This is a genomic window from Adlercreutzia muris (assembly GCF_008831045.1).
In the GTDB taxonomy this organism is placed as follows: Bacteria; Actinomycetota; Coriobacteriia; order Coriobacteriales; family Eggerthellaceae; genus Adlercreutzia; species Adlercreutzia muris.
This window is the reverse complement of record NZ_WAJS01000018.1, coordinates 47,414-58,769: the sequence shown is the minus strand read 5'-3', so window position 1 is coordinate 58,769 and position 11,356 is coordinate 47,414. Positions and strand designations below refer to the sequence as shown.

The window sequence follows — 11,356 nt, the reverse complement described above, 5'->3', positions numbered from 1 at the left end:
AACAGCTACGGGAGCACGCTTTTTGAGCCAGTGAGAAGTTGGCGCGGAGCAACTTGCGGCGTCGATTTATCGAGCACGACCTCGCGGTTACTCATCGTGGGGAGCACACTTTTTGAGCCTTAACTCATCTTCTAAGGTGCGGCCGTCCCCAGGACGCCGCACCTTTTTTGCGTTGGGGGAGTGAGCGTCGTGGCGGCCATCCCGGCCGTGCGCGCAGTGAGGCGGACGGGCAAGGCGCTGGGCGTTGCGGTGGTGCGCGGAGGGCTTTCGGGGCGGGGCTGAAAGCGGCGGAAAATACCGATCTGCACGGTCGGATCGTCGCTTACCGCTAGGAAAGCGGGCCACCGCGCCGAGGTGGCAGCCGTTTCTGCCCCGAATGTGCGGTGTGCACGGGCGCATCGACGTTTTCTGCTAGAAAAAGGCACGGTTGGGTTCTTTCTGCGGGGAATCGCGTCCCAGAATGCCGATGCGCACAGGCGCATCGTCGTTTTGTGTCGGAAAAGGGCGCGATCGGGGCTTTCTGGGAGGGAATCACGTCCCGAATCAACGATCCGACCGTGCAGATCGGCATTTTCTGCCAGAAATGGTCAGCCGAAAGCGGCCGATGGGGAGAGATTGCATTTCCGGGAATGCGGCGGCTCCTGCGAGCGGCGCTGGCCGTTCGGCCATCTTGCGTTTGGCTGGGCGGGATGCGGCGGTGCCGCGATCTTCTCCGCCGGTTCGAACGAGAGGGGCCCGGACGACGAACGGTCGACCGGGCCCCTTTTGCGTGGAGAGGCGAGGAGGGGGCGCCTACCCAGGTTCAGAGCCGGCCCATAGCGCTGGCTTTCGGCGGCCCAATGGCCCCGCGCGGCCGTTGCGTCCCTCAGGCGAAGGGGGTGGGACCGGCCCCGTCGCGCAGGGCGGCGACCGATACCTCCACCACATCGAGGAGCTCTTGCTGGGTATGGACGCCCAGCTTGGCATAGATGCTCGAGACGTGGCTCTTCACGGTCTCCTCGGAGACGACCAGCTTCTCGCTGATGTAGCGGCGGTTGCGGCCCCGAGCAAGCAGGGCCAGGGTGGTCGTCCAGGCCAGCGCATCCGGCTGTTGGACGAGGGCCGCCGCCGCGCCGCCGATGAGCTGTCCCGCCATGAGGCAGCAGGTGGGCCAGGCCATCACCCAGGGAGCCGGCAGGGCGAAGGACTTGGTGAGGTAGGAGCACAGGCTCCACATGATGAGGTGCACGTAGCAGAAGCCCACGAACTGGACGAACTCCCCGGGGGCCGGGGCGGCGGGGCGAGCGCGATGAGAAGGGCTCCGGTGGCCATGATGCTGAAGCCGACCTGGTAGATGAGGTGGTTGAAGTCCATCTTCACGAAAAGGGCCGTGAGGAGCAGCAGCACGGCGGCCGCGGTGAAGCTCAGGGCATTGAGGAGCGCCGTTCCCGCGTCCCCGGCCCGCAGCACGGCGCTGCCGAGCAGCACGCCGAGGGCCAGGCCGTGGAGACTCGCCGTCACGAGGAACTTGTAGGGCGTGCGCAGTACGGCGTTCATGCCGTGATCGAGCAGGGTCTCCCGGCTTTCCGCCCGCATTCGTTCCGCTTTCCCGATTTCTTCGCGCAATCCCTTGCATTAGCGGGGGATTGTGCTATTTTAGACAGGCTGTGTCCACCCACGGGACGGAACACGGCGGCAACTATCACACATGCTCGGGCGACCTGCCTCCGCGAGTGGCCACCGGAAAAAGGCTGCGGCAGACGGGGAAGACCTCGGGCAGAGGACTAACGAATGGAGCGATCATGACGAAAGTCAGCATCACCACGCTGCTCGATGCCGGTGCGCATTTCGGGCATCAGACCCGCCGCTGGAACCCGAAGATGAAGCCCTATATCTTCGGCAATCGCGGCGACATCTACATCATCGACCTCAAGCAGACCCTCTACGGCCTGGATGCGGCCTACACCTTCGTGAGCAACCTCACCCGCAAGGGCGGTACCGTGCTGTTCGTCGGTACCAAGAAGCAGGCCCAGGAGGCCGTGTCCGAGGCTGCCAACCGCTGCGGCATGCCCTATGTGAACGCCCGCTGGCTCGGCGGCATGCTCACTAACTTCACCACCATCCGCACTCGCGTGCGCCGCATGGAAGAGCTGGAGGCCATGGACGCCGACGGCCGCATGGCCCTGCTGCCGAAGAAGGAGCAGATCCTGCTGCACAAGGAGCTGGCCAAGCTCCAGACCAACCTCAACGGCATCCGCAACATGAAGAAGGTGCCCGACGCCATCTTCGTGATCGACACCAACCGCGAGGGCATCGCCATCCATGAGGCCCATCGCCTGCAGATTCCCGTGGTGGGCACCCTGGACACCAACTGCGATCCCGACGACGTGGATTACGGCATCCCGGCCAACGACGATGCCATCCGCTCCGTGCGCCTGCTCGCCGACTTCATGGCCGATGCCGTCATCGCCGGCACCGGCGCTGACGTGACCGCCGCTGAGATGGCCGGCGAGGCCGCTGCCGCCGAGGTCGCCACCGAGGCTGCCGCCGACGTGGCCGAGGGCGCTGCCGCCGAGGTCGTCGCCGACGTGGCCGCCGACGCCGCCGAGTAACTACCGATCCTGTTCCCCGAAGGAGGAATTCATGGCTAACATCACCGCCGCTATGGTGAAGGAGCTCCGCGAGATGACCGGCGCGGGCATGATGGAGTGCAAGAAGGCCCTGGCTGAGGCCGAGGGCGAGATGGAGAAGGCCGTCGACGTGCTGCGCACCCGCGGCCTGGCCGCCGTGGCCAAGAAGGCTGGGCGCGCCACCAACGAGGGTACCGTCATGGCGCTGGTCTCCGACGATTGCGCCACCGGTGCCGTGGTCGAGCTGAACTGCGAGACCGACTTCGTGGGCATGAACGAGAAGTTCAAGGCCTACGCTGAGAAGATCGCCCAGGCTGCTCTGGCCGCCAAGCCGGCCGACGTGGACGCTCTGGCCGCTGCCACCATCGACGGCGAGACCGTCGAGGAGGTTGTGACCGACTGCATCCACGTGATGGGCGAGAACACCCAGCTGGCCCGCGTGGCCGTGGTGGAGGCCCCGGCTGTGGCCGCCTACATCCACGGCGGTGGCAAGATCGGCGTGCTGGTGACCTTCGAGGTGGAGGGCATCGATCCGGCCGCCGAGGACTTCCAGAAGTGCGGTCGCGACATCGCCATGCAGGTGGCCGCCCTGAACCCGGTGGCCGCCACTCGCGCCGATGTGCCCGCCGATGTGGCCGCCCACGAGTTCGAGATCTACAAGGCCCAGGCCGCCGAGTCCGGCAAGCCCGAGAACATCCAGGAGAAGATGGCCGAGGGCCGCATGGACAAGTTCTACAAGGAGAACTGCCTTGCTGAGCAGGCCTTCGTGAAGAACCCGGACCTGACCGTGGCCGCCTACGCCGACGAGTGCGCCAAGGAGCTGGGCGGTTCCATCAAGATCACCGGCTTCGTCCGCTTTGCCCTGGGCGAGTAGCTGTCGCTGGAGTTTTTATTCCGATGAGAGAAAGGCCGCCTTACGGGGCGGCCTTTTTTCTATAATAATGGGACGTATGAACCCATGATGGACTACCGGGCGTTTCGGCGCCCGTACAAAGGACTAGAAATGAACCAGGAAGTCATCATCGTTCGGGGAAACCATGTCCTTTCCGGCGACGTGACCGTGGCCGGCGCCAAGAACTCGGCGCTCAAGCTCATGGCCGCCTCGTTGCTCGGCCAGGGCGTCTCCACTATTCACAACGTGCCCGTCATCTCCGATATCGAGATCATGGGCGAGGTGCTCGATCGCCTTGGGGCCGCGGTCGCGCGCGAGGGGCACACCCTTACCATCGATACCGCATCCGTCGACTCGTGCGAGACTCCCTACGAGCTCGTCTCGAAGATGCGCGCGTCCATTTCCGTGCTCGGCCCGCTTATCGGGCGATTCGGCGAGGCGCGGGTGGCCATGCCCGGCGGCTGCCAGATCGGTGCCCGCAAGATCGACATGCACCTGGTGGGCCTGGAGGCTCTGGGCGTGCACTTCGACGTGGATCACGGGGTGCTGCATGCCTTCACGCCCGACGGGCTGCACGGCGCCCACGTCTACCTGGAGTTTCCTTCGGTGGGGGCCACCGAGAATATGCTCATGGCCGCCGTGACCGCCGAGGGTCACACGGCCATCGAGAACGCTGCCTGCGAGCCGGAGATCGAGGATCTGGCGAACATGCTGAATGCCATGGGCGCAAAGGTGTCCGGCGCGGGCACCTCGCTCATCGAGGTCGAGGGCGTGGCCCTAGAGGCTCTGCACCCCTGCGATCACACCTGCGTGGGCGACCGCATCGAGGCGGGCACGTTCCTCGTGGGCGGGGCGCTCACGGGCGGCCCGGTCACCGTGCACGGTATCGATCCGGCCTTCTTGCGCATGGCCATCATGAAGCTGCGGGCCATGGGCTGTGCGGTGGAATGCGGCCTTGACTGGGTGCGCGTTACGCGCAGCGAGCCTTTGCGTTCGGTGGATATCCAGACGCTGCCGCATCCCGGTTTCCCCACTGATCTTCAGGCTCAGTTCATGCTGCTGGCGGCTCTGGCCGACGATGTGTCGGTTATCACCGAGAACGTTTTCGAGAACCGCTTCATGTTCGCCGCCGAGCTCATGCGCATGGGGGCCGATATCACCTTGGACGACCATCATGCCATCGTGCGCGGGGTGGCCGAGCTGGAAGGCGCCCCGGTATCCTCCACCGACCTGCGGGCCGGGGCGGCTCTCGTGCTCGCGGGCATCGTGGCCGACGGGGAGACGAGCGTCCACCATTTGGAGCATATCGATCGGGGCTATGAGGATTACGCGGGCAAGCTCGCCTCCCTCGGCGCCGATATCTGCCGCGTGCCCGTCTCCAGCCGGGGATAGGCGGTCGATTCCATGGCGATGCACAGCAAGAAGGGGCTCTCGGCCTCCCAGACCCGTCGCACGTCCCGCCGGGTGAACGATTCCGTGATCGGCTCCCATGTGGCCCGTCCTGCCGGCCGCCGCGGCCGCCGCGAGGACGATAGCCCCGTGGGCACCACCCGGGTTGACTTCTCCGACAGCCGCCGTTCCCGCCGCGCGACCCGCGGTATGGTGGAGCAGGTGGATGTTCAGGCCACAAGCGGGGAAAGCGATGCCGACTACGCTCGCCGCCGGGGCCGGCGCGGCTATGTGGAGGAGATCCAGGTCCGTTCCCGTCGGCGCCGCATCGCGGTTCTGACCGTTGCGGCCCTCGCGGTCGTGGCCGTGGCCGCGTTCGCGGGGGTGTCGGCCTTCTTCGCCCTGTCCGACTCCCAGCTGTCCCTGGGCGATTCCAACGCCACCGAGGCGCTGGTTGCCCCCGCCGAGGGGGAGCCCTACTTCGCCCTGTGCACCGCCCATCTGGGCTCGGCCACCCCGGCCGGTGCGGCCGAGGGCGACGCCTATCTGGCCGTGCGCATCGACGAGGCCACTCACACCCTCACCTTCATATCGGTGCCGGCCACGGTGTCGGTGGAATTGTCCGACGGCGCGCGCCACCCCCTGTCCGAGGCCACCTCCGTCGGGGGCGACGCCGAGCTCATCCGGGCGGTGGCGTCCCTGCTGGGCGTGGACATCGCGCACTTCGCCGCCACCGATGCCGCGGGCATCGAGCGGATCGTGGATATCGTGGGCGGCGTGGCCGTGGAACTGGATCAGGAGGTGGACGACCCCCGGGCCGGCATCCAGGTGCTGCAGGCGGGCCCCGTGACCCTGGACGGCCCCTCGGCCGTCACGCTTCTGCGGGCGTCGAACTATGCCGACTCTTATGCCACTCAGGCGAAGATGCGTGCTCTGTTCACGGTGAACCTTGCCGAGCGGGCGAGCTCCGGCGAGGGCCTGAGTTTCCCGACCGTGGTGGCGGACGGCGCCTCGGCCGTGAGCACCGACTGGTCGAGCGGCCAGATCATCGCCCTGGGCGAGGTGCTGCGGCCCCTGTCGGAGGTGACGGTGTACGCCGCCGTGGTGCCCGGTCGTGCCGTGGAGGGCGAGGGCGGCGCGCGCACCTACGAGGTGTCCGACGACGAGCTGGCCACCATGATGGAGGCCGTGCGCGCCGGCAATGCCCCGGAGAGCGCCGCGGGCAACGTGGCCAATGTGGATCGCAGCCTGCTCACCGTGGAGGTGCGCAACGGCTCCGGCATCCAGGGGGCGGCCGCCCGCTGCGGCGAGCTTTTGGAGTCCGACGGCTACCAGGTGGAGGCGGTGGGCAACGTGGACGACGGCACGGCCTATCCCGAGACCATGGTGATCTACAAGGATGCCGCCTTTGAGATAGCGGCCAAGGCCGTGGTGAGCGACCTATCCGCCGGTCGTGTGGTGAACGGCGGCGACTTCTACCAGTTCGATACCGACCTGCTCGTCATCATCGGCCAGGACTGGATCGGCTAGGGACTGCGCCGCCCGCGACGGCGGCCCGGACCTGCTCTTCGCTGACTTCGAGCCGTCTTCGGACGGCTCTCTTTGCGTCTGCGCGCGACCGATTCCGGCCGGTGGCCCTTCTGTTGCCTTTTCGTTGCTTTTGGAGTTTAATTGATAGATTAACTCCAAAATATTACGTTGCCTGGTCTGGGTGGAAGCGGAAGGAGCGATCTGACATGATGCAGCGGGATATTGCAGGAGGGGCGTCTCGGGCGCGCCGACAGCCGGTTTTGGCCATGGCCCTTTCGCTGATCCTGGCCTTTGGCATGGCGCCTGCGGCCGCTTGGGCCGATGGCGACGAGGTCTCGGTGGCTGAGTCCGCGACGACCCAGTCCTCGGCATCGGAAGAGGCCCATGGGGGGTCTTCTGGGAACGGAGCCCTCGCGACCCCGCTGGCCGATGGGGTGACAGCCGTCGCTCAAGCGACGGCTGCGGAGGCCACCGGGGACGGGGAGGAAGAGCTCTCAGTGGAAGAGGAGCGTGCGGTCTCTGTCCGGACGACGGGTATCGCACGGGTGCACGGCACGCCCGATAGCGCCTCGTTCCGCGACAACACCCTGGGCTTCTTCCAGGATGGCGCCATCGACGAGAACGGTCTGACCGTGGTGGGCAAGTTCCAATTCAACATTGCCGGCAACACGGTGACTACGGGCAAGTACGAGCCCTTGCTGGGTACTCCTTTCAATGTCGATCCCGAGGCGGAGGCGGCCGTGGGCTACAAGCTCTCGCCCATCGGCGGCGTTTCGGTGGGTCATGCCGGCACCGACTTCATGGGCAGCTACACCAATTCCAGCACGGCCAAGCTCGTGCAGACCAGCGACAGCACCAAGATCTTCAAGGCCTACCTGCTTGTGACGGCCAGCCAGCGGAACGTGGGCAACGTGGCCGCCAAAGCCCCCATGAGCCACTACGGCGTCTGCTTCAAGGGGCCCAAGGGCACCATTGAGCGCTATTACCCGGAGATCGTCTACCAGGACGGTGCCGGCCAGCGCGCCTCCTGCTACTTCGATGTGACCGACTTCGTGAAGGAGCAGGGCTACGGCACCTATACGGGCATCAACGTGCCGTTCTCAGACATCAACGGCACGGCCCAGGCGGCTGTGGGCAGCGACTGCTTCGGCGGTTGGAAGCTCATCGTCATCGAGGAGAACCCCGACCTGGAATCGACCCGCATGGTGCGGCTCAAGCTGGGCGGCACGGCGGTAAACCCCACGAACAAGCCCGAGGTGGTCATCAGCGGCGACGGCCTCATGGTGGCCCCCAATCCTACTGGCGAGCTGCTTGTTTCCATGGACGGCACCGACCTGGACAACGCCTACCAGGCTCTCCAATCGAGGGCCGGCGCCCAGGCCCTCGACCGAGTGCGGCTCGGTAACGTGCGTCCCTTCAGCAATTTCTTCTCCTTTACCATTGGGAACAAAGACCGTGATATGGAGCTCAACCCCGCATCGCGCACCGTGGCCGGCAAATACCCCAACTTTCCCGCGACCCATCAGACCTTCAATACCGATTTCTGTGTGGCGGGTCTCGAAGAACTTGAGCGCCAGGACGGACAGCCCATCCTCTCGGGCGGCGAGACGAGCTTCACGGTGAAGACGGACAGCTCCACCGACCCCACGCTCATGAGCGCCGTGGGACTTGTGGCCGATATCGTGGTGCCGGAGTTCGCCACCACCTTCACCATTGCGAACCAGACGCGCACCTTTGCGACGAGCGAGCCCGGCTACAGCCCGGTGTCCCGTTACGCCCAGGCCGGCGACGCGCTCCACGCCACCATGCGCTGCGAGAACGTCTCGGACGAGGATCACAAGCACTTGGGTCTGCACGATGCGACGATCACTGTGGAGCTGCCCGCCTTCGCCGCTATCGACGAGGGTAGCATCGTGGCTCGCTACAAGGCCGTCGACGGCTCCGAGCAGCAGCTGCGGGTGGTTAGCGTGAAGGGCACGACCATTACTGTGCAGGCGGTGGAAGATACGACCATCTCCCGCGGCGGCTACTTCGAGCTGATCGCGGACGGCACGGCCAAGGGAACGACGTCCTACACTGAGTACGAGAACCGCGTGGCCGTCGGCGGCGCCTTCGTCGACGACAATCAGCACATCTTCACCGATCTGCGCATGGACAGCCTCGGCGTGGCCTATGCCACGACGGCGTCGGACATTCCGCGCCACGAGGTGGAGACGTCGGTGTCGGGCAAGGGCGAGGTGACCGTGACTGGCAACGACCGCGAGGACAACAAGTTCGAGGCCGGCGAGGAGGCCACGGTGACCTGGGAGCCCGAGGAGGGCCAGGTGGTGAAGGGCGTCATCGTGGACGGTGTCATGCGCGACGACCTTATCGATGCTGGTTCTGTCAGCTTCCCCGTGGGAGAGGGCGGCCACAGCGTGCACGTGGTCTTCGGCGATCCCGATCCGGCCCCCGATCCCGATGACGAGCCAGCCAGCGACCGCTTCACCGTGAGTACGGCCGGCGACCGCGGCCTGGCCTCCCTTACCCCCACCCAGATGGTGAGGAAGGGAAGCGACCACGCGGTGACGTGGGAGACCAAGCCTGGCTTCGAGGTGGCCGAGATCTACCTCGACGGCTTCTCCTATCCTGCCAGTGACCGCGGCTCCATCGAGTTCACCAACGTAGGGGCCTCCCACCGGGTGGAGATTCTCACTGTGGAGGTGCTTCCGCCCGCGCGGTTCGCCTCGGTGCAGACCGTGGCTAAGGGCCCCGGCACTATCTCCCCCTCGGTCGTGGTGGCCGCTGGCACCGATCATAAGGTGACCTGGACTCCCGCTGCCGATGCGGAAGTTGCCCGGGTGTTTGTGGACGGCGCCCTCGTCTTTGACAAGTACAGTCAGGACCCGAATCCCGACCTGCGCGACCCGGCGCCCCTGGAGCGGCTCTTCTCCAAGCTTGCCGGCGATCACCAGGTGTCGGTGGAGTTCGTGGCGAAGACGCCCTCGGCCGACCCGACGCCCACCATCCTGCTGACCACGCAGATCCTCGGCGGCCCGGGTACCATCACGCCCTCCATGGAGCTGGAAGTGGGCGCGAGCCCCGAGGTGGCTTGGACCGTGACAAACGCTGCTGGCGACACCTACGCCGTGGAGCGGGTGGTGCTCTTCTCGGGCACGACGCGCCACGAGTTCTCGGCCGCCGATATCCAGGCAGGGAAGGTGTCGCTCGCGAATCTGACCGCCGACGCCACGCTGCAGGTAGTGCTCTCCTCCGAGGCTATCAAGGCCAAGCCCTCCTACCGCATTGAAACCGCGCTCGTCGGCGGGGCCGGCTCCATCTCCGGCAGCGCCACCGACGTGGTGGCAGGTGAGGATCGCGCGGTATCCTGGAGCGCCCCGGAGGGCTATCGGGTCACGTCGGTTATCGTGGACGGCGTGGTGCGCGACGACCTGCTCGCCGCTGGCGGCGTCACCTTTGAGAACGTTCAGGCCGACCATCGGGTGCTCGTTTCGGTGCAGGCCGACACGGGTTCGGATAAAGAGCAGTTCTATACCGTGACAGTGGTATGCGAGGGCGGCGGCACTGCCGGCCCCTCGGCTGTGGTACGGCCGGGCACGAGCCACGAGGTCACCTGGAAAAGCCTTGATGGCGATGATGTAGCGCCCCTGAGCGTGAAGGTGGACGGCATCAAACGGGACGATCTGCTCGCGGCCGGCGGTGTTACCTTCGCCTCCATTGGGGCGAATCACACCGTGGTCGTCGTTTTCCCCGAGGCTACGGGGGCCACCAACTACTTCACGGTGACCACGGAGCTGGCCGGTGGCCCGGGTTTCATTTCCGGCTCCACCAAGGTGCCCGCCGGGGTCGACCACCGCGTGGAATGGGAGCCGGCCGCGGGCTATTCCGTGGAGCGGGTGCTCATTGACGATGAGGCCGTCTCGCTGCCCCCGGCACGGCTGCGCACCGCCGGCATCGCGCTGTACGACCTGGCGCCGGCCGGCGATGCCTACACCTTCGAGGCCATCGACGCCGACCATGTGGTGCACATCGATCTGAAGGCCGAGATGTACACGGTGACGACGGCCGTGACGGAGGGCCAAGGCACTGTGTCTCCGACGGCCACGGTGGCGGCTCGCACCGACCATGAGGTGTCCTGGACACCGGCGGCCGGCTGGCGCGTGGCCCGTATTGTCGTGGACGGTGCCGATCGCGCCGATCTGCGGGACGCAGGCAAGGTGCTGTTCGCCGACGTGCTGGCCAATCATAGCGTGGAGGTGTACTTCGAGCTGGATCAGGAGCCGCCCTACGATCCGGACGACCACCTGGATCTGGATACCGACGGGGACGGCAAGCCGGACGTCAACATCGACACCGACGGCGACGGCAAGGCCGATGTGAACGTGGACACCGACGGTGATGGGAATCCGGACCTCAACATCGACACCGATGGCGACGGGAAGCCGGACGTGAATGTGGACACCGACGGTGATGGGAATCCGGACCTCAACATCGACACCGATGGCGACGGGAAGCCGGACGTGAATGTGGACACCGACGGGGACGGCAAACCAGACCTGTTCATCGACGTGGACGGCGACGGCATTCCCGACGTCAACATCGACACCGACGGGGACGGCAAGCCCGATGTGAACATCGACGTGGACGGCGACGGTGTTCCCGATTGGAACATCGATACCGATAGCACCGGCATCTGGAAGCCGAGCAGCCAGGGCGGCAATGCCGACGGCGTGTGGAAGGCCGACAAGAACCTCCTCGGCACCGGCAAGGGTCCGGGTTCCAAGACCCAGGTCACGCGTCTCGCCCAGACCGGCGACGAGACGACTTTGACAACCCTGGTTGTCTTCGGCTGCGCCCTGGCCGGTGCCGTTGTGGTGTTCGCGGCCCTGCGCGCCCGCCGCCGCGGCGCTGTGCTATGATGGCTTGCGAACGGAAG

7 protein-coding genes are annotated in these 11,356 nt (G+C 66.1%); 5 read left to right on the top strand and 2 right to left on the bottom strand.

Annotated elements, in window-relative coordinates:
- Nucleotides 1-865 precede the first annotated feature (865 nt).
- Together F8D48_RS11955 and F8D48_RS11950 are read right to left on the bottom strand one after the other, a co-directional pair.
- Nucleotides 866-1,243, bottom strand: coding sequence for a response regulator transcription factor (locus F8D48_RS11955; RefSeq protein ID WP_240806265.1), 378 nt, complete (start codon nt 1,241-1,243; stop codon nt 866-868).
- Nucleotides 1,159-1,575 (bottom strand): hypothetical protein, encoded by a 417-nt coding sequence (locus F8D48_RS11950; protein WP_240806264.1) that lies wholly within the window; start codon nt 1,573-1,575, stop codon nt 1,159-1,161. The genes F8D48_RS11955 and F8D48_RS11950 overlap by 85 nt, the downstream gene beginning before the upstream one ends.
- A gap of 206 nt (nt 1,576-1,781) precedes the next feature.
- Between F8D48_RS11950 and rpsB the strand changes: the two genes are divergently transcribed.
- The 5 genes from rpsB to F8D48_RS11945 all read left to right on the top strand — a co-directional run bounded on the left by rpsB (nt 1,782) and on the right by F8D48_RS11945 (nt 11,339).
- Nucleotides 1,782-2,591, top strand: a complete 810-nt coding sequence (gene rpsB, locus F8D48_RS07045) for a 30S ribosomal protein S2 (protein WP_151430747.1) — start codon at nt 1,782-1,784, stop codon at nt 2,589-2,591.
- A gap of 31 nt (nt 2,592-2,622) precedes the next feature.
- Nucleotides 2,623-3,483: a translation elongation factor Ts gene (gene tsf / locus F8D48_RS07040; RefSeq protein WP_135971187.1), complete on the top strand. Its 861-nt coding sequence runs from the start codon at nt 2,623-2,625 to the stop codon at nt 3,481-3,483.
- Between the two features lie 129 nt (nt 3,484-3,612).
- Nucleotides 3,613-4,893, top strand: coding sequence for a UDP-N-acetylglucosamine 1-carboxyvinyltransferase (murA, locus tag F8D48_RS07035; protein WP_151430745.1), 1,281 nt, complete (start codon nt 3,613-3,615; stop codon nt 4,891-4,893).
- A 12-nt stretch (nt 4,894-4,905) separates the two neighbouring features.
- Nucleotides 4,906-6,420 carry an LCP family protein gene (locus F8D48_RS07030; RefSeq protein WP_151430743.1) on the top strand — a complete coding sequence of 505 codons (1,515 nt, stop codon included), beginning with the start codon at nt 4,906-4,908 and terminating at the stop codon, nt 6,418-6,420.
- A gap of 206 nt (nt 6,421-6,626) precedes the next feature.
- Nucleotides 6,627-11,339 (top strand): hypothetical protein, encoded by a 4,713-nt coding sequence (locus F8D48_RS11945; RefSeq protein ID WP_276490090.1) that lies wholly within the window; start codon nt 6,627-6,629, stop codon nt 11,337-11,339.
- Nucleotides 11,340-11,356: the final 17 nt, after the last annotated feature.

Bases quoted from the DNA above. Each gene is read 5' to 3' on its own strand.
- F8D48_RS11950 (WP_240806264.1), bottom strand. From the start codon at position 1,575: ATGCGGGCGGAAAGCCGGGAGACCCTGCTCGATCACGGCATGAACGCC.
- rpsB (WP_151430747.1), top strand. From the start codon at position 1,782: ATGACGAAAGTCAGCATCACCACGCTGCTCGATGCCGGTGCGCATTTC.
- tsf (WP_135971187.1), top strand. From the start codon at position 2,623: ATGGCTAACATCACCGCCGCTATGGTGAAGGAGCTCCGCGAGATGACC.
- murA (WP_151430745.1), top strand. From the start codon at position 3,613: ATGAACCAGGAAGTCATCATCGTTCGGGGAAACCATGTCCTTTCCGGC.
- F8D48_RS07030 (WP_151430743.1), top strand. From the start codon at position 4,906: ATGGCGATGCACAGCAAGAAGGGGCTCTCGGCCTCCCAGACCCGTCGC.
- F8D48_RS11945 (WP_276490090.1), top strand. From the start codon at position 6,627: ATGATGCAGCGGGATATTGCAGGAGGGGCGTCTCGGGCGCGCCGACAG.